15 protein-coding genes are annotated in these 19328 nt (G+C 39.1%); 13 read left to right on the top strand and 2 right to left on the bottom strand.

The features are described from left to right. Window positions 1-103: 103 nt before the first annotated feature. The 10 genes from secA (at window position 104) to PLANO_RS10870 (ending at window position 10398) form a co-directional block, all read left to right on the top strand. Complete coding sequence (gene secA, locus PLANO_RS10915) at window positions 104-2620, top strand: preprotein translocase subunit SecA (RefSeq protein ID WP_038704478.1); 2517 nt, start codon at window positions 104-106, stop codon at window positions 2618-2620. Between the two features lie 61 nt (window positions 2621-2681). After that, window positions 2682-3783 (top strand): peptide chain release factor 2 gene (gene prfB / locus PLANO_RS10910; protein ID WP_156108904.1). Its coding sequence is split into 2 segments (ribosomal slippage): window positions 2682-2753 and window positions 2755-3783, totalling 1101 coding nucleotides; the frame shifts between segments, so codons are not numbered across the junction. A 214-nt stretch (window positions 3784-3997) separates the two neighbouring features. Next, window positions 3998-4828 carry a YitT family protein gene (locus PLANO_RS10905; RefSeq protein WP_442956651.1) on the top strand — a complete coding sequence of 277 codons (831 nt, stop codon included), beginning with the start codon at window positions 3998-4000 and terminating at the stop codon, window positions 4826-4828. Window positions 4829-4881: 53 nt separating this feature from the next. Further along, window positions 4882-5220, top strand: coding sequence for a cytochrome c551 (gene cccB / locus PLANO_RS10900; protein ID WP_038704476.1), 339 nt, complete (start codon window positions 4882-4884; stop codon window positions 5218-5220). A 266-nt stretch (window positions 5221-5486) separates the two neighbouring features. Then, entirely contained in the window at window positions 5487-6173 is a 687-nt protein-coding gene (gene ftsE, locus PLANO_RS10895; RefSeq protein ID WP_038704475.1) for a cell division ATP-binding protein FtsE, read from the top strand. After that, a complete protein-coding gene (gene ftsX, locus PLANO_RS10890) occupies window positions 6163-7047 on the top strand; it encodes a permease-like cell division protein FtsX (RefSeq protein ID WP_038704474.1) in 885 nt (294 codons plus the stop codon). Before ftsE ends, ftsX begins: the two co-directional genes overlap by 11 nt. A 142-nt stretch (window positions 7048-7189) precedes the next feature. Then, window positions 7190-7768, top strand: a complete 579-nt coding sequence (locus PLANO_RS10885; protein WP_038704473.1) for a peroxiredoxin family protein — start codon at window positions 7190-7192, stop codon at window positions 7766-7768. A gap of 11 nt (window positions 7769-7779) precedes the next feature. Further along, entirely contained in the window at window positions 7780-8886 is a 1107-nt protein-coding gene (locus PLANO_RS10880) for a trans-sulfuration enzyme family protein (protein WP_038704472.1), read from the top strand. A gap of 90 nt (window positions 8887-8976) precedes the next feature. Beyond that, the gene (locus PLANO_RS10875) at window positions 8977-10128 is read left to right on the top strand and encodes a PDZ domain-containing protein (RefSeq protein WP_038704471.1); all 1152 of its coding nucleotides are present in this window, start codon (window positions 8977-8979) and stop codon (window positions 10126-10128) included. A 12-nt stretch (window positions 10129-10140) separates the two neighbouring features. Further along, on the top strand, window positions 10141-10398 hold the full coding sequence (locus PLANO_RS10870; RefSeq protein WP_038704470.1) for a CsbA family protein: 258 nt from the start codon (window positions 10141-10143) through the stop codon (window positions 10396-10398). 21 nt (window positions 10399-10419) lie between these two features. Here PLANO_RS10870 and PLANO_RS10865 read toward each other — a convergent pair whose 3' ends face one another. Both PLANO_RS10865 and PLANO_RS10860 read right to left on the bottom strand, forming a co-directional pair. After that, window positions 10420-10725, bottom strand: coding sequence for an AzlD domain-containing protein (locus tag PLANO_RS10865; protein ID WP_038704469.1), 306 nt, complete (start codon window positions 10723-10725; stop codon window positions 10420-10422). Next, the gene (locus PLANO_RS10860; protein ID WP_038704468.1) at window positions 10722-11417 is read right to left on the bottom strand and encodes an AzlC family ABC transporter permease; all 696 of its coding nucleotides are present in this window, start codon (window positions 11415-11417) and stop codon (window positions 10722-10724) included. The genes PLANO_RS10865 and PLANO_RS10860 overlap by 4 nt, the downstream gene beginning before the upstream one ends. A gap of 139 nt (window positions 11418-11556) precedes the next feature. Here PLANO_RS10860 and PLANO_RS10855 point away from each other — a divergent pair, with 139 nt between their 5' ends. The 3 genes from PLANO_RS10855 (at window position 11557) to addA (ending at window position 19323) form a co-directional block, all read left to right on the top strand. Then, complete coding sequence (locus PLANO_RS10855) at window positions 11557-12183, top strand: TVP38/TMEM64 family protein (RefSeq protein ID WP_038704467.1); 627 nt, start codon at window positions 11557-11559, stop codon at window positions 12181-12183. A 77-nt stretch (window positions 12184-12260) separates the two neighbouring features. Continuing rightward, window positions 12261-15737 carry a helicase-exonuclease AddAB subunit AddB gene (addB, locus tag PLANO_RS10850; protein WP_038704466.1) on the top strand — a complete coding sequence of 1159 codons (3477 nt, stop codon included), beginning with the start codon at window positions 12261-12263 and terminating at the stop codon, window positions 15735-15737. Then, the gene (addA, locus tag PLANO_RS10845) at window positions 15715-19323 is read left to right on the top strand and encodes a helicase-exonuclease AddAB subunit AddA (RefSeq protein WP_038704465.1); all 3609 of its coding nucleotides are present in this window, start codon (window positions 15715-15717) and stop codon (window positions 19321-19323) included. The genes addB and addA overlap by 23 nt, the downstream gene beginning before the upstream one ends. Window positions 19324-19328: the final 5 nt, after the last annotated feature.

The following is a 19328-nucleotide window of genomic DNA, read 5'->3' as shown; positions in this document are numbered from 1 at the left end:
AGTGTGTAGTTAAATAGTAAAGCTTGAAAGAACACTATAAAAGCTAAAGCGATCGACTGGTAGTTAAAAACCGGTAGACACTTGCGCAAGGAGCGGTATAGATATGTTGGGAGTATTAAACAAAGTATTTGATCCGAATAAACGGGATTTAAAACGATTAGAAAAAACAGCAGATCGAGTAGAAGCTTTAGCAGCTGATTTTGCAGCCTTGACAGACGAAGCGTTAAAAGCAAAAACAGAAGAATTTGTAGCGCGGCATGCGAAAGGCGAATCTTTAAATGATTTATTGCCTGAAGCTTTTGCAACCATTCGCGAAGCATCTAAACGTGTACTTGGAATGTATCCATTCCGAGTACAAATCATGGGTGCCGTTTCACTTCACGAAGGGAATATTTCAGAGATGAAAACAGGTGAAGGTAAAACTTTAACCTCTACTTTAGCTGTATATTTAAATGCTATCAGTAAAAAAGGCGTTCACGTAGTAACAGTTAACGAATATTTGGCTAGCCGTGATGCATTGGAAATGGGGCAGCTATATGAATGGCTTGGACTGTCTGTCGGACTAAACTTAAATAGTTTAACTAAAGAAGAAAAGCGTGCCGCATATAAAGCGGATGTAACCTATACAACAAACAATGAACTAGGTTTTGATTACTTACGGGATAATATGGTGCTGTACAAAGAAGACATGGTGCAACGTCCATTGAATTATGCAGTTATTGATGAAGTCGATTCTATTTTAATCGATGAAGCGCGTACGCCGCTCATTATTTCAGGTCAAGCAGCGAAAGCCGCACAATTGTACCAACAGTCGAATGCATTTGCACGCCTACTTACAAAAGATACAGATTACACTTATGATGAAACGACTAAAGGTGTTGTCTTAACAGAAGAGGGTATCGAAAAAGTTGAGAAAGCATTTGGCATCGATAACCTTTTTGATATTAGCCATGTTCGTTTAAATCATACAGTCAATCAATCATTAAAAGCATACGTTACAATGAATAAAGATGTAGACTACATTGTACAAGACGGTGAAGTTGTTATTGTCGATCAGTTTACAGGTCGTCTGATGAAAGGACGTCGTTATTCTGACGGGTTACACCAAGCGATTGAAGCCAAAGAAGGTTTAGAGATTCAAAATGAATCGATGACGATGGCGACGATCACATTCCAAAACTACTTCCGTATGTACGATAAATTATCTGGTATGACAGGTACAGCGAAAACAGAGGAAGAAGAATTCCGTAATATTTACAATATGTACGTTATTGTCATTCCGACAAACAAACCGATTATACGTGAAGACCATGTCGATTTAATTTATTCAACAACTGCTGGTAAATACAAAGCAGTTGGAGATGACATTGCGGCTCGTCATGCGAAAGGGCAACCGGTTTTAGTTGGTACTGTCGCGATTGAAACTTCGGAGATTATTTCTGAGTATTTGACGAAAAAGGGCATTAAACATTCTGTGTTGAATGCGAAAAACCATGCGCATGAAGCAGAAATTATTTTAAATGCTGGTCAAAAAGGTTCTGTAACGATTGCCACTAACATGGCAGGTCGAGGAACAGACATCAAGCTTGGAGAAGGCGTTATCGAAGCGGGCGGTCTTGCAGTTATTGGGACAGAACGCCACGAATCAAGACGAATTGATAATCAGTTGCGTGGACGTTCAGGGCGTCAAGGAGACCCAGGGGTTACTCAATTTTATCTATCTCTTGAAGATGATTTAATGCGTCGCTTTGGTTCAGATGCAATGCGTACGATGATGGGCAAATTGGGAATGGATGATTCTCAGCCATTGCAATCGAAGATGGTCACACGTTCTGTTGAATCAGCGCAAAAACGAGTAGAAGGTAATAACTTTGATGCTCGTAAACGTTTGCTACAGTACGATGATGTTCTTCGTCAGCAACGCGAGATCATATACAAAGAGCGCATGGAAGTGTTAGAAACTGAAAATATGCGTGCATTGGTTGAAAATATGATCAATAGTTCAATTGAGCGCATGGTCTATACGCATACTACAGATGAAAAACAAGAGAATTGGCATTTGAAAACTCTTTCTGAATTAATGGCAGCAAATCTTTTACCGGAAGAAACTGTGACAGAAGCGGATCTTCAAGGAAAGTCCCGAGAAGAACTTATTGCCTTTATCAAAGACGCTGTCACTACACGCTATGATGAAAAAGAACAAGAAATGACACCGATACGGATGCGTGAATTCGAGAAGGTTGTCTTGCTTCGTTCAATTGATACGAAATGGATTGATCACATTGATGCAATGGATCAATTGCGTCAAGGAATTCACTTGCGTGCATATGGACAAAATGATCCACTACGCGAATACCAAAACGAAGGGTTTGCAATGTTTGAAGCAATGGTCGAAGCCATTGAAGAAGACGTAGCGAAGTATTCGATGAAAGCAGAGATACGTAACAACCTTGAGCGAGAAGAAGTTGCAAAAGGTCAAGCAGTTAATCCGAAAGAGGATGGACCGGCACCGAAAAAGAAAAAAACACCCGTTCGCAAAGAAATGGAAGCTGGACGCAACGACCTGTGCCCATGCGGCAGTGGCAAAAAGTACAAAAATTGTCACGGTACAGCTTCATAAGAATGTTTGAAAATACCGAAGAGCATTTGCTCTTCGGTGTTATTTTGAGGAGGAACATATGATGGAATTAGCAGACATCCGTAACGAGCTCGACAAATCAGCCAGTAAATTGGCGGACTTTAGGGGGTCTCTTTGACTTAGAAAATAAAGAGTCTCGCATACAGGAATTAGATGAAATGATGCTCGATCCGGAGTTTTGGAACAACCAAGAATCAGCACAAGCAGTTATTTCAGAGTTAAACGGATTAAAAGAAATCGTTAACACCTATTACGGTTTTATGGAAACTCAAGAAAACATGGAGATGTCTCTAGAGCTATTACGTGAAGAAGACGATGAAGATTTGCATGAAGATGTTGATAAAGATATGAAGCAATTTATGTCTGACTTGGCAGAGTACGAACTTACGATGCTGTTAAGTGAACCTTATGATAAAAATAATGCTATTTTAGAGCTACACCCAGGTGCAGGTGGAACTGAGTCTCAGGATTGGTGTTCAATGCTGCTACGGATGTACACACGTTGGGCAGAAAAACGTGGTTTTAAAGTCGAGACTTTGGATTACTTAGCAGGAGACGAAGCAGGTGTTAAATCGGTAACACTCGGAATCCGTGGACACAATGCTTATGGCTATTTAAAAGCTGAAAAAGGTGTTCACCGTTTGGTTCGTATTTCGCCTTTTGATTCATCTGGTCGCCGTCACACTTCATTTGTATCTTGTGAAGTCATGCCAGAATTTACGGGTGAAATCGAAATTGATATCCGTACTGAGGATTTGAAAATCGATACGTACCGGGCAAGCGGAGCAGGCGGACAGCATATCAATACAACAGATTCAGCTGTACGGATCACTCACCTTCCAACAAATGCAGTTGTAACATGCCAACAAGAACGTTCACAAATCAAAAACCGCGAAAAAGCAATGCAAATGTTAAAAGCAAAATTATATGCATTGAAGATTGAAGAAGAGGAAGCGCGTCTTCTTGAAATTCGTGGCGAGCAAAAAGAAATTGGCTGGGGAAGTCAAATTCGTTCATATGTATTCCATCCTTACTCCATGGTTAAAGATCACCGTACAAACTACGAAACTGGTAATTTAGGTGCTGTAATGGATGGCGATATTAGTGGCTTTATCAATTCCTTGTTACGTTCGAAAATGGACTAAAGTGTCAGTCATGCGTAACTAAAAATCTGGTAAGTAAAAAGGTTCGAAAGCACATATGCTTTCGAACCTTTTTTATTGTGTTTTACTTTATCTGAATGAAGTTCACAAAGTTCGAGGTGTTTGGTATACTCTGACAGGGTTTAATCGAATTGAAGAAAAGAGGAAGAAATAAATGACTAAAAAAAATCGACGTATTCGTAGAGATCCACATCCAATGCTGACACTCTTTATTGATTATGCCAGTGTCCTTATTGGTTCAGCAATCGTGGCTATTTCTTTCAACGTTTTGTTATTGCCAAATGAAGTTGCTTCTGGAGGCGTTAGTGGGATAAGTACAATTTTGAAAAGTGTTTTAGACTGGAGACCAGCATTTGTGCAATGGGCATTTAACATTCCACTATTTATCGCCGGATTGATTTTACTTGGAAAAAACTTTGGGATTAAAACGGCTGTAGGAACAATATTTCTTCCTTTTGTCGTATTTTTAACAGAATCATGGGAACCATGGACGCGTGATCCATTGCTCGGTGCTCTGATTGGTGGAATTATGGTAGGTCTAGGATTAGGTATTGTTTTTCGTGGAAAGGCCTCAACAGGTGGAACAGATTTAGCTGCGCAAATTATTACTAAGTTCACAGGACTAACTTTAGGGACAAGCGTTGCGTTAATCGATGGTTTTATCGTGCTGAGTGCAGCGCTAGTTTTTGATATTGAAAAAGGACTTTATGCATTAATTGGTTTATATGTTACGACCAAAACCATTGACCTTGTTCAAGTTGGGTTTGGCCAATCGAAATTGGTTTATATTATTACGACGAAACAAAAAGAAATTCGAGATGCCATTTATGACGAAGTTGATCGCGGTGTGACAGAATTGGCTGCAACGGGAGGATATTCTGGAACGGAAAAACCATTATTGATGGTCGTTATTCCTCAAACAGAATTCTCAAGACTTAAGCAATTAGTTAAGCTTATTGATCCTTCTGCATTTGTAATCGTGTCAGATGCTTCTGAAGTTTTAGGTGAAGGTTTCAAAAGGCCATAAGTTTGGTATACTCTAATATATGGTAGAGATAAATAATTAGAGGAGGTCACCAAATGAAAAAGCACTTGATGGCTATGCTTTTCGGTACAACGCTAATACTTGGCGCATGTGGCGGAGAAGACACGGCTGAACCTGAACCAACACCAGAAGGTAACGGGGGAGAAACCACTGAAATCGATGCAGAACAAGTGGTGCAACAAAATTGTATTTCTTGTCATGGTGAAAACTTAGAAGGTGCAGGAAACTTCCCAGCATTAAATGACGTTGGATCTCGTCTATCTCAAGATGAAATTCGTACGGTTATTGAAAACGGTCAAGGTGCAATGCCTGCTGGAATTATCGAAGGTGATGAAGCAGACGCTGTAGCGGAGTATTTAGCCAACATGAAATAAACCTGCATATTAGCAGGTTTATTTTTTTGTGTTTTTTTGTGTAAAATAACGCTTTTTTACGTTGTTTTAGGTTTAATATGAGAAAATAATAAGCAATATTACCTTTATTAGCTTGTTGACACATAGTTCAGTATATTCAAATTGAATTTTAAATGAAATAGAAATGTAATAAAATTTAAGGTTTAAGATGTTATAATGGTTGTGCTGCAAAAATCAATGGAAATAATTTTGGCATTAGCCAATTCATAATAGGTGGGTTATAAAAAATGATTCAAATGAAGAATGTTTACAAAAAGTATCCGAATGGCATAGTCGCTTTAAACGGTCTTAATGTTGAGATCGAACAAGGGGAATTTGTATATATTGTAGGACCAAGTGGTGCAGGAAAATCGACATTTATCAAAATGATGTATCGTGAAGAGCGACCATCTTCTGGTCAAATGTTTGTAGATGATATTGATATCGCTACGATAAAAAATCGGAAAGTTCCGATGTTACGTCGTCAAATTGGTGTTGTCTTTCAAGATTTTAAATTGCTTACGAAGCTAAATGTTTATGAAAATGTAGCGTTTGCGTTGGAAGTAATTGAAGAAAAGCCGGCAGATATTAAGCGGCGTGTTATGGAAGTGTTGGATTTGGTCGGTTTAAAACATAAAGCGAAAATGTTTCCAACTGAATTATCCGGTGGGGAACAACAACGTGTTTCAATTGCTAGATCTATTGTAAATATGCCAAAAGTGATGATTGCAGATGAGCCAACAGGAAATCTGGACCCTGATACAGCGTGGGATATTATGGACTTGTTTGAACGCATCAATAAAGCAGGCACAACCATTATTATGGCAACGCACAACCAACAAATTGTTAATACGCTTAGACATCGAGTTATTGCAATCGAAGGCGGATTAATTGTTCGTGATGTAGTTGGAGGTGATTACGGTTATGAAGCCTAGAACATTATTGCGTCACATAAAAGAAAGTTTTAAAAGTATTGGTCGTAATAGCTGGATGACATTTGCATCTGTTAGTGCAGTTACCGTTACGTTATTGTTAGTAGGGGTATTTGTTTTAATTATGATGAACTTAAACAAAGTAGCCGATGATCTTGAAAATGATGTTGAGATTAAAGTGTTTGTTTCATTAGATGCAACAGAAGAAACAGTGAATGACTTAGAAACTCAAATAACCGAAATACCGGGTGTCGAATCGACAAACTTTTCCACAAAAGAAGAAGAGTTGACAGATTTGGTTCTTGATTTCGGAGATGAGTTAAGTTTATTTGAACAAAGCAATCCATTGTTTGACGTATTTTACGTAAAAGCAATAGATCCGCAGCAAACTAAAAACGTAGCCAAAGAAATTTCAGCTTTAGAAAATATCGAAAATGTAAAATACGGTGAAGGTAAAATTGAGAAACTATTCAATTTCTTGAATGCAGGAAGAAATGTAGGACTCATTTTGATTTTAGCGTTATTGTTTACAGCGATGTTCTTAATATCTAATACGATTCGAATCACGATTGTCGCAAGACGTCGCGAAATCGAAATTATGAAATTAGTTGGTGCTACAAACTGGTTCGTCCGCATTCCATTTATTTTGGAAGGCATGTGGCTCGGCATATTAGGTTCTCTTATTCCTATCGGTCTTGTCGCACTCTTGTACAAAAAAGTCACTGAATTTGCACAGCCACGTTTGAGTGGCGAATTGATTCAGCTGTTAGACTTTGCCCCTTTTATTTACCAAGTAAGTGCCTTGATTTTATTGATGGGCGTATTTATCGGTGTATGGGGAAGCTTTATGTCAATCAGAAAATTTTTACGTGTATAAATTAGTTTTAAATAGAGAAACAGTCGGCATAAAAATGTCGACTGTTTTTTGTTTTCAGTTAAATCGTCACATTTTTAAATAAACATAGTGGAATAAGCTGTCCAATTTATCGTATGATAAAGTTGAATGGAGTGGAGCACTGATGCCAAAAAAAATTATCGGCTTAGTACTACTTGCTGTTATGATAACAATCGTCATAATAGGTGCCGTTAAAAACAACACCGCAGAATCTGAAGCTCTTAATAATATGGCTCTTGGCAGTGACGTAGACTTTTTACCAACAGAAGAAGGGTTGGCAAAAGGAGAAAAAGCGCCTGATTTTCAATTAACTACTTTAGACGGGGATGTCGTGACTTTGTCCGATTATCAAGGCCAAAAAGTAATTTTAAATTTTTGGGCTACATGGTGTCCACCTTGCCGAGCTGAAATGCCTCATATGCAAAGTTATTTTGAAGAACAAGCTGAAGAGGACAATGTTGTCATTTTAGCAGTTAATTTAACAACGGAAGACAAAGGACTTAAATCAATAGAGGATTTTGTTGAAGAATTTGGATTGAAGTTTTCAATTCCTATGGATGAAAAGGGTGCTGTTGGGTCAACTTACCAAACAGTGTCTATTCCAACTTCTTATATGATCGATACAAAAGGACGTATTCAAAACAAAATTGTAGGACCGATGGATGCGCCTATGATGGAGCAGTTAGTTAAAGAAATGGAATAGGGGATGAAAAGATGACAACAATCGAGACCAAGTCAGTACATACCGCTACGATGAAAGAACGGACGATTCAATCGAAAGTCATGCCACTTTACCAGACTTCTGCATTTTCCTTTTCTTCTCTTGAAGAGCTTGAAGGCTATTATGAAGGGAACGGGACCTATTTATATTCGCGAACAGCAAATCCCAATACAGATGCTTTAGGGCAAACTGTAGCGGATTTGGAAAAAGCTCCAAAAGGCGTTTCAGCTTCTTCCGGTACTTCAGCCATTTTGGCTGGGATTTTATCTGTGGTAAAAGTCGGTGACCATATTTTAGCTGCTCAAGATGTTTACGGTGGAACATTTCATTTATTAAAAGAAGAACTTACGTTAATGGGAATCGAAGTTCATTTTGCCGACTTTTCGGATATGACAGAAGTTGAGCGGATTTTAATCGACATTCCTGAAGTGAAATTAGTATTTAGTGAATCGATTACGAATCCATTTTTGCGTCTCGAAAATATGGAAGCTCTTGTAGAATTGAAAAACCAGTATGGTGTTCGGATTATGATTGATAATACCTTCGCTACGCCGTACACAATGACTCCCTATACGCTTGGCGCAGACTTAGTCGCTCATAGTGCAACAAAGTATCTAGGTGGCCATAGCGATGTCACAGCGGGTGTTTTAGTTGGGGATGCAGCGTTAATCGATATTGCCGAAAAGCGCGTAGTAAACTTAGGCCTGAATTTGAGTCCGTTTGAAGCGTGGTTAACGATTCGAGGAGTTAAGACTTTAGCTTTAAGAATGAAAAAACAAACAGAAAATGCGCAAGCAATTGCCACATTTTTAGAAGATAAAGCACGAGTTTGGTATCCAGGTGTAGGTGCCATCGTATCTTTTGAACTGCCAGAAACAGTTGATGTATCGAGTTTCTTTTCATCTCTTGGTTGGATCAAGATCGTACCGACATTGGCAGGCGTCGAAACAACGGTCTCTTATCCTTACGGAACATCGCATAGAGCTCTTTCAGCAGAAGAAAAAGTAAAAGTGGGTGTCACGCGACAAGTAGTTCGATTGTCTGCAGGCATTGAAGGAACAGAGGATATTTTAGAACAATTGGGTGCCGCATTCGTTTAACTGAAAAAGAAGTGCAGAAAGCCGGTTTTCTTTGTTACAATGAGTAGTAACGTCAATTGCCGGTGATAGGATGGTGTAAGTAAAGTGATAATGGATTTAATGTTAGTGATAGGTAAGTTTTTTGTGAATCCCGTTTTATACATCGCGCTGCTTGCTGCAGTGTTGTTAGGATATTATCGGGTAAAAAAAGAGCGCAAGATTTTTAGGATTCGTATTGTTTACGGATTGACTGAGTTTAAGCGGTTACTAAAAGATAGCTGGTTGTATGCTCTTATTCTTTCTGTATTGTTTGTGGGAATTGGGTTAGTTGTTCCAATGGATTGGTTAATTGCTTTGAGTATCATTTCCATTTTATTAATGGCAACTTCATTTTATCAAGCGGGGTCATTTATTTATTTGACTACAGCCGCTGTAGGTCTTAGCTGGTTGTTTCATGCTAATGACTGGATCTTGAACTTCGGTTTATTTAAATTCGAAGGAACAGAATTTTCTTATCAATGGTTAATCCCTGTCGTGCTGATTGCAGGAGCATTGGTTTTTGCAGAAGGTAAAATGATTGATAAAGCGGCAGCAGAAGCTGCTTCTCCTCGGTTACATAAATCAGGACGCGGTCTTAAAGCAGCAGCGTATATTTCAAAGCGTTTATGGTTGTTACCGATTTTGTTTGTCGTGCCAGGTTCGTTACTTGAATCATATGCACCTTACTGGCCGCAACTGCCGATCGGAGAATCGAACTTCTCGTTAATTCTTTTCCCCGTCGTGTTCGGATTTATAGGCCGTACTCAGCGTACCTTGCCAGTTTACCTTTACCCTTTAGTTGGTAAAGCGGTATCTACTTTAGGTGTTAGCATTATCGCTATTGGCTTAGCTGCATTGTTATGGCAACCATTAGCCGCTATTGCATTAATAGCTGGAGTTATCGGGCGCATTGCGATTGCTGTTCATTTCGCATTAAAAGAACGTAGCGGCAATTATGCTGTAACCCCTCAACCACAAGGCGTTATGATTATTGATGTTTTGCCAGGTTCTCCTGCAGACAAGATGGGCTTAATGCGCGGTGAAGTGATTCGTAAAGTAAATGGCATTGCCATTTCAAATGAATCTGAACTATACGAGGCAATTCAAGTAAATGCAGCACATTGTCGATTAGAAGTACTAGATCATAATTTAGAAGTACGTTTGCGCCAACACGTTATTTTCCGTCATGACCACCATCGTCTTGGACTACTAGTGGTCAATTAAGGAGATATATTAATGGAATCTATGGTAACAAAGTTTTTCTTGTCTCTTTTAGTACCAGGGTTGCTCGTTATTTTGTTTACAAGAGTGACATTTAATCATATTGTCGCGTTGATTTTAACTGTAGCCTTAATGGCTGCAGCCGTATACGCAGGATATACCCATACATGGTTGTTGTTCATTGCGAACGCAGCGTCACTTACTGCAGGATTTTGGTATTCAACAAGAATGTTTAATCGCAGAAAAAAAGCCGAAGCTCATGAAAATGAGTAACGGCTTTTTTTGTCTATATTTTTATAGAAAACCACTTATGATTGCAAGTACAGCAATCGATCCAAGAACAACAATCACTACGTTTGCGCCAACAATCGCGATACCGAATGCAGCAACAGCACCAATAACACCAAACCATATATTTTCTTGTATAAAAAAGACTGCTGGAAAAATCAATGCACCCAACACCGCATATGGAATATTTCGCAGCACGTTTTGAATTGCTTCAGGCAACTCGCGACCTTCTAAAAACGTCAACGGAATAGCACGTGGTATATAAGTTACAATAGCCATACCTAGGATCATCCACCAATACCAAGAGTTCAAGATCTTTTCACACCTTTCCCAGAAATCCATTCAATGAAAATGGCCGATGCTAAAGTTGAGACCATAATGGCCCAACCTGTCGACAACCATTCTGTGAAATAAAAAAGAGAATTGATTGCTCCGGCAATTAAAGCTAAACTAACAACTTTGCGATTGCCGCGCATCGAAGGCACTAATAATCCGATAAACATGGCGTAAAGTGCAATCGACATAGCAGCTTGAAGAAACTGTGGGAGGTTTGCCCCAATCAAATGTCCAATTGATGTAAACACTACCCAACTTCCATAAGCAATAGCAATTACACCTGCAGCAAAAGCAGTAGTGATTTTTTTGTTTTTTTGTATGGCTAATACAGAAAAGGTTTCATCGGTTATTCCAAATGCGTATAAAGCTTTTTTCCATCTATCATCCGGCTCTACTTTTTCATTAAGAGCAGCAGTCATAAGAAAATGACGAATATTGACAACAAATGTATTCAAAACAATGACAACGGGTGCTACTCCAGCGGTGATAAGGGATAAAGCAATATACTGTGAGGCACCTGCAAACACAAAAATACTCATGGCTGTGGCTTGTACTAAAGAAAGCCCAGTAGTTTTTGCTAGCAAACCAAAGGTTAATGCTATAGGGAAATAGCCGATTGCAATGCTAGTCCCAGCCTTTAATCCGGCAGAAAACTCACGTTCGTTCATCTCTTTCGCTCCTTATGTATAAGTATTTCCTTTTCCAAAGTCTTTGAAAAAGTGTAAAGTAATTATAATAGCATATCACACTATGTTTTTGATTTGGAGTGGAAATTAGAAAAATTAAACAATTTAAAGGACTGAGCTTATGACGGATTTTTTTTCAATGGAAAATATTGTTGAGTTAACACAATCCTACAAGGCTTTTGGTCCGTTAATCGGATTCCTCTTGCCCTTTATTGAAGCTTTTTTACCATTCTTACCACTGTTTGTTTTTGTTTTTGCGAACGCAACAGCATACGGATTGTGGTTAGGATTTTTACTTTCTTGGGGAGGTTCAGTAATTGGGGCGTACGCCGTATTTTTACTGGTACGTAAATACGGTAGAGCCCGTTTTATGAATTTTATGACCAGGCATGATAAAGTTCAAAAATTGATTCATTGGGTCGAGCGAAATGGTTTTGGTCCGTTGTTTTTATTATTGTGTTTACCATTTACTCCATCAGCACTTGTAAACTTGGTTGCAGGCTTATCCAATATTCGAAAACATTATTATTTATTAACGGTCATGGCAGGAAAGCTCGTGATGGTATTTACAATTTCATTCGTCGGGTATGACTTGCGCGCCCTTTTCACACAACCGATTCGAACGGCAATTGTTATTTTAGTCATCATTTTACTTTATGTAATTGGGAAAATCCTTGAAAAACGGTTACATAAAAGAGTGGAAGAGGATTTCCGATTAGCCAGTGAAGAACGTAAAAAACAAAAATAATAAAAAAGTTATTAGTAGCTTTTGATCGTAATAAAACGTAAAATTAGAACAAACGTTCTTATAGGAGGAGTGATCGTGTGTCATTACGTATTGTTTATGGTAGAGCAGGAGCGGGGAAAACGCGCTTTGTTCAAGAAGAAATAGTAGATGAGTTAAAACGACAAGCAGATGGAGATCCGATTTTTCTTATTGTACCGGACCAAATGTCTTTTTCTACCGAATATCGACTGGCTGCCGCATATAATATGAATGGCATGATTCGAGCGCAAGCAGTTACGTTTAAACGATTAGCTTGGCGTGTACTTCAAGAAGTAGGTGGCATTAGTCGAAAAGAAGTAGATACTTTCGGCTACAGGATGCTAATTCGTAGCTTGCTCGAAGATCATCGTGAAGATTTCCAATTGTTTCGAAGAGCAGCGGGTAAAAGAGGATTTACTGACCAAATCGAACAATTGGTAAAAGAATTTGCTCGTTATTGCGTAGATTGCGTAGAGTTAAGCGCTATCCGTTCTTCTTTAGCTGAAGCAGGTGCACCGAAAACCTTACTCGACAAAGCAGAGGATCTTGAGTTAATCCTGACGGAAATTGAAAATCGTCTTGGGAAAGTATTTGTGGATTCTGAAGGGCATTTAGCTTTATTAAGTGAAAAAATTCCACATTCTGATTTGATAAAATCATCGACAATTTACATCGATGGATTTGTCACATTTACAGCTAGAGAATATGAAATTCTTTTTGAATTAATGAAGCATGCTAAATCTGTAACGATTGCTTTACCTATGGATGAACAAACTGATCCGAACGATGAACAAACTCTGTTCTATCAGTCAGCTAATACTGCGCGTAGATTAACTGAACAAGCAGCAAAAGAGGGAATTGATATTGAAAATTCGATCTCCTTAGCTTTGCCACGCCGTTTTATGAATCCTGAACTTGAACATGTCGAGCGTCATTTTGATGATTTACCAACGCGGAAAATTCAAGGACAAGGAAATGTCTCTTTAGTTGAGGCATCTAATAGACGAGCTGAAATGCATGCAGTAGCACGAGCGATAAGAGAACAAGTGAGAAATGGTTTTCGCTATAATGAAATCGCAATTCTTTACAGACAACCCGAAATTTATGATGAATTGATCAATACGATTTTCCCACAATATGAGATCCCTTATTTTATTAGTCAAAAAAAATCAATGCTTCATCACCCCTTAATTGAATTTAGCCGTTCGGTTCTAGAAGCTGCGGTCTCGAATTACTCATACGAATCAATTTTTCGTGCTGTTAAAACGGATTTGTTTTTTCCACAAGGTCCTGCTACTAAATGGCGGGAAAGAAGTGATCTATTAGAGAACTTTGTCATTGCTAATGGAATATACGGAGAGCGTTGGTTTGATGAAAAACGCTGGTTTTATAAAAAATATCGAGGCTTAGAATTTCATACGTCCATACAAACAGATGAAGAACTAGCGGCTCAAGTAGAACTTCATGCAGTACGTGATTTAATAAGAGAGCCTTTAGCACAGTTAAAAGAACAACTAAAAATGAGTAAAACAGGACGAGATATAGCAGAGTCTCTGTTTCTTTTTATCGAAAAAATGGATGTCTATGCTAAAATTCAAGATTTGCGAGAGCGTGAAGAAAGTGAGCATCGCTTACTCGACGCATCGGAACATGAGCAGGCCTGGAACCAATGGGTCGGGGTGCTAGATCAGTTTGTATTAATGTTTGGAGATAAAGAAGTGGATTTACCGACGGCTGTCAAAATATTAGATGAAGGATTTGAAACGCTAGAGTTTTCACGCATTCCGCCATCATTAGATCAAGTTATGGTGTCGAAAATAGATTTGGCACGTTTAATGGATATTAAATCAGTCTTTGTTGTCGGTGCCAATGACGGTGTCTTACCGAAACGTATTGAACAAGAAGGACTATTAACAGATACAGACCGTGAGTGGTTTTCTCAAATTGGCTTCGAGCTAGCACCTACCTCAAAAATGCGCTTGATGGACGAAACTTATATGGTGTATCGTGCCTTTACCTCTGCGTCTGATTTATTGACTGTTTCGTTTCCAATCGCTGATGAGGAAGGAAAAGCATTATTACCGTCTCTTTATATTCAAAAATTAAAGGATATGTTTTCAATTGAAACCGTTCCTGCTGTTATTGACCCTGAAGAGCTTGTGGATACATCACCTATGGCGTATATTTCTCATCCAAGAGCGACTTTGGCATATTTGACTTCACAAATGCGCAGCGGTGAATTATCAGCCGAGTGGCGTGCAGTTTATAACTATTACGAAGAAGATCCATTTTGGTCCTCTATTATTAAGCGTATTTTATCGCCCATTAAACCAAATAAAGCAGATCCACTTCGTGAAGCTATTGCAGAACCTTTATATGGAACGCCTATTTCTTCTAGCGTATCACGAGTTGAAACATATTACGGTTGTCCGTTTGCGCATTATGTGGCTTATGGTTTACGTCTCGAAGAAAGAAGTCAATATAAATTAGCGGCTCCCGCAATGGGAGATCTATTCCATGCGGCAATTAAATGGATATCAGATGAAGTATTAAGGCTTGGCGTGTCGTGGTCTTCGTTGACACAAGCACAATGTCGTAACTTAGCAAAAGAAGCAATTGAACAGCTTTCACCTTATTTTGTTAATCATATATTGATTAGTTCTCATCGCTACCGTTATATTCAACACAAACTAGAAGGCATCATTCGTCAAACAGCTTACATGCTTAGCAAACACGCTAAAGTTTCTGGGTTTGTACCGATTGCACTTGAAGTGGGATTTGGACCAAAAGAGACGATTCCACCTCTTGAAATTGCTTTAGATCGAGGACGTAAAATGAACGTTCGAGGCCGTATTGACCGTATCGATTCTACGGACATTCATGGCAAACCTTATTTACGAATTGTCGATTATAAATCGTCTAAACAAGGGCTAGACCTCAGCAATGTATATCATGGGCTGTCTTTGCAAACCTTTACGTATTTAGATGTGGCCTTAACTCATTCCGAACGTTGGTTAGGTGAGGAAGCAGAACCGGCGGGTGTGCTTTATTTTCATATTCATAACCCAATGTTAAAACTGACGAAATTGCTGACAGAAGAAGAACTAGAAGAAGAAATGGCAAAATCATTTAAGATGAATGGTTTAGTCGTTGAAGATCCTGAAGTGATTGAAGCAATGGACAACCAAATCGAAGGCTATTCGAATGTAATCCCAGTTCGGCTCAACAAAAGTGGAGCAGTTTCCGCATCTCAATCCAAAACAGTTATTAAAGAAGATATGCAAACTGTTCGACGTTTTGTTCGAAACAAGCATCAAAAAGCTGGCAACGGCATTTTAGAAGGCGACACCAGTATTACACCTTATAAAATGAAAGAAGATACACCTTGTCAATTTTGTTCTTATCGTTCGGTTTGCCAGTTTGACCCGGCAGACCCAGACCAAAGTTACCGAAAGTTGACTGCTTTTTCTCCTGATAAAGCAGTAGAATTGATCAGAAAGGAGACAGCTGCAGATGATACCGAAAAAACCGATTGATGCTACTTGGACCGATGAACAATGGATGGCAATATGGGCAAAGGGACAAGATATGTTGGTGTCAGCTGCGGCAGGATCGGGGAAAACAGCTGTTCTGATCAACCGCATGATTGAAAAAGTTTTGGCTGAAGATGATCCAATATCAGTGGATGAACTTTTAGTTGTGACATTTACGAATGCTTCAGCTGCTGAAATGCGGCACCGGATGTCGAATGCATTGGAAAAAGCTGTTTCAGAAAACCCAGAATCTAGTCATTTACGCAAACAATTACGGTTAATCAATAAAGCACAAATTTCTACACTTCATTCGTTTTGTTTACACGTTGTGAAACAATATGCATATTTACTTGAAATCGATCCAGGCTTTCGAATTGCGGGAGATACAGAAGCTGCTCTTTTACGAGATGATGTATTAGAAGCAGTGCTAGAATCTGCATATGAAGGTGAAGGAGCGGATGCTGTTTACCGATTAGCCGATAGTTTCACGTCAGATCGTAGTGATCAGGCGATGGAAGTCTTGTTAAGTAAATTATATGATTATTCCCGTGTGCACCCGAATCCACATGAGTGGTTGCAACAAGTACCTAGCTTATATAATGTGCCGGCGGATGCGACGATTGATAATTTGCCGTTTATTGAAGATTTAAAGTTGACGATACGTCATGCATTGGAAGAAGCGTTGCAATTAACTGATCAAGGACTTCAATTGTCACATGAGCCAGATGGACCCGCTGTATTAGAAAGCACTTTTAGAACGGATGCTGAAGTGATCCAAGCAGCAATTGCAGCATTAGAAAGTTCGTGGGAAAGTTTGTATGCTTTTTCAAAATCGTTTAAATGGGAAAAAGCCGCGAGTATTCGCAAAGATTCCTGTGATCCAGCTTTAGCTGAAGAAGCAAAAGCTCGTCGTAATGATGTGAAAAAAATTGTCAGCGGATTGTTTGATGCTTATTTTACACGCTCTCCAAAGCGCTTATTAGAAGAAATGCGAGAAATGGCACCGTTGATGAAAACTTTAGTTGAATTGACACAGCTATTCGCTGATCAATACAAAGCCTTGAAAATTGATCGAGCATTGGTTGATTTCTCCGACTTAGAGCATTATGCATTGGAGATTTTAATGGAAGAAGGCAAGCCTTCAGCTATCGCCAAAGAATACCAAGACCGCTTTAAAGAAGTGTTAGTGGATGAATATCAAGACACTAATCTTCTACAAGAAACAATTCTTAACTTAGTAAAATCAGGCGATGAACAAAATGGCAATCTATTCATGGTAGGTGATGTGAAGCAATCGATTTACCGTTTTCGCCTGGCAGAACCGATGTTATTTTTAGGGAAATATTCTCGATTTACACATGAAGCTAGCAACACAGGATTGCGCATTGATTTAAATGCAAATTTCAGAAGCCGAAAAGAAATTTTAGATGGCACCAATTATATATTCTCACAAATTATGGGAGAACGCGTTGGTGAAATCGATTACGATGAAGCCGCTGCGCTAAAAGCCAAAGCGCCATATCCGGATCAACAAACTCCTGTTAGCTTAACTTTAATACACGAACCAGAAACTGAAGAAGAGACAGAAGACGAGGACTTGGCAAAGTCTCAATGGGAAGCGCGGTTTATCGCTAAAAAAATCAAGGAATTGATAGACGATCAAATAATGGTCAATGATCCTTGGACACAGCAGGAACGGCCGCTAGAATACCAAGACATCGTTGTTATAATGCGCTCGATGACATGGTCAGGTGATTTCGTAGATGAGTTCAAAATGGCTGGCATTCCATTGTATGCTGAATTGACAGGCGGCTATTTTGAAGCACTTGAAGTGATGATCATGTTGAACACCTTACGTGTTATCGACAACCCTTACCAAGACATTCCACTGGCCTCTGTTTTACGTGCCCCGTTTATTGGGTTGAAAGAAAATGAATTGGCTGAAATTCGCTTAGCGGCACCTCAAGCGTCTTTTTATGAAGCTGTTAAAACATTTATGCGAGCAGGTACAGGAATCGATCCGGCTGCAGCTGAAAAACTACGTCGTTTTATCCTTCAATTAGAAGGATGGCGGAATCTGGCACGCCGAGGTTCCTTAGCGGAATTGATCTGGCAAGTTTATTTGGATACAAACTATTATGAAATGGTTGGAGCCATGACCAATGGCAAGCAACGAAAAGCGAATTTGCGAGCTTTGCATGACCGCGCGCTAGAGTACGAAAAAACATCTTTCCGTGGATTGTTCCGTTTCCTACGTTTTATCGATCGAATGAGAGAACGTGGAGATGACTTAGGAACAGCAAAATCACTCAGTGAAAAAGAAAATGTTGTTCGTTTAATGACTGTGCATAAGTCAAAAGGACTCGAGTTTCCAGTAGTATTTTTTGCGGGAACTGGACGTAATTTTAATGAAATGGATTTTAAAAAATCTTATTTGTTTGACCAAGATTACGGATTGGCAGTTAAAGCGGTAAATCCTGACACCCGAATTGAATACACCTCATTGCCATTTCTAGCAGTTAGGGAAATGAAACAATTGCAGATGAAAGCCGAAGAAATGCGTGTTTTATACGTAGCGATGACTCGAGCAAAAGAAAGGCTGTATTTGACTGCTTCAGTTAAGGACGTTGAAAAACTTATCGAGAAATGGAAAGTGTCTACAAATGATGTTCGTTTGCCAGACTTTATGAGATCTCGTGCTAAAGGGTATTTGGATTGGATTGGCCCAGCTATAGCCAGACATCCGGATGCTGCAGAACAATTAAATGTCACAGGACAATTTCTTGAACATTCTTCTCATTTTCACATTGATATTATCGAATCTCAGTCATTACTACCAGCAGTCGTAAGCATAGAAGAATTGTTGCAAGACGATTTGTTATCGGAGGATTACCAACAACAAGTCAATGATCGTTTTAATTATCAGTATCCGCATCAACTGGCTGTTGAAAAACGTTCAAAACAATCCGTAACAGAAATGAAGCGATTGCAAATGCTGCAACGTCTCGACGAACCAGAATCCTTTATTCAAACAACGAAACCAGAACGGAAAATGTTATCAAACAGACCAAATTTCATGATGGACAAACGATTATCTGGAGCTGATATTGGAACAGCGGTCCATGCGATTATGCAGCATATACCGTTAGATCGTTCATTAGACAGTACCGAAATAAAAGAATTTATCGATACTTTAGTGGGGATGGAAATTTTATCACTGGATGAAGGAAAGGCGGTAAAAGTAGAAGAAATCGAGCGTTTTTATGCGAGTGAAACTGCGGCACGTCTTAGAAGTGCAAAAAACATAAAAAAAGAAGTGCCTTTTACTTATGCAAAAAAAGATGCAGATGGGGACTACCAAATTATTCAAGGGATTGTCGATTGTTTGTTTGAAGAACAAGACGGCTGGGTGTTACTAGACTATAAAACGGATCGTGTGACTCACGTTCATGATGTGTCAGAAGAAATGGCTGAACGATATAGCGTTCAGTTAACTGTTTATCAAGAAGCGGTTGAATCGATTCTGAAAATATCGGTTAAAGAACGCTTGCTGTACTTGTTTGCAGCAAATCAAGAAGTGAATATTTAGGAGGA

It is taken from the genome of Planococcus sp. PAMC 21323 (assembly GCF_000785555.1).
Classification (GTDB): domain Bacteria; phylum Bacillota; class Bacilli; order Bacillales_A; family Planococcaceae; genus Planococcus.
This window is presented reverse-complemented; position numbering and strand designations above follow the sequence as displayed.

Bases quoted from the DNA above. Each gene is read 5' to 3' on its own strand.
- PLANO_RS10860 (WP_038704468.1), bottom strand. From the start codon at position 11,417: ATGAACGAACGTGAGTTTTCTGCCGGATTAAAGGCTGGGACTAGCATT.
- secA (WP_038704478.1), top strand. From the start codon at position 104: ATGTTGGGAGTATTAAACAAAGTATTTGATCCGAATAAACGGGATTTA.
- PLANO_RS10875 (WP_038704471.1), top strand. From the start codon at position 8,977: ATGGATTTAATGTTAGTGATAGGTAAGTTTTTTGTGAATCCCGTTTTA.
- addA (WP_038704465.1), top strand. From the start codon at position 15,715: ATGATACCGAAAAAACCGATTGATGCTACTTGGACCGATGAACAATGG.
- PLANO_RS10885 (WP_038704473.1), top strand. From the start codon at position 7,190: ATGCCAAAAAAAATTATCGGCTTAGTACTACTTGCTGTTATGATAACA.
- ftsE (WP_038704475.1), top strand. From the start codon at position 5,487: ATGATTCAAATGAAGAATGTTTACAAAAAGTATCCGAATGGCATAGTC.
- PLANO_RS10870 (WP_038704470.1), top strand. From the start codon at position 10,141: ATGGAATCTATGGTAACAAAGTTTTTCTTGTCTCTTTTAGTACCAGGG.
- PLANO_RS10905 (WP_442956651.1), top strand. From the start codon at position 3,998: ATGCTGACACTCTTTATTGATTATGCCAGTGTCCTTATTGGTTCAGCA.
- PLANO_RS10855 (WP_038704467.1), top strand. From the start codon at position 11,557: ATGACGGATTTTTTTTCAATGGAAAATATTGTTGAGTTAACACAATCC.
- ftsX (WP_038704474.1), top strand. From the start codon at position 6,163: ATGAAGCCTAGAACATTATTGCGTCACATAAAAGAAAGTTTTAAAAGT.
- cccB (WP_038704476.1), top strand. From the start codon at position 4,882: ATGAAAAAGCACTTGATGGCTATGCTTTTCGGTACAACGCTAATACTT.
- PLANO_RS10880 (WP_038704472.1), top strand. From the start codon at position 7,780: ATGACAACAATCGAGACCAAGTCAGTACATACCGCTACGATGAAAGAA.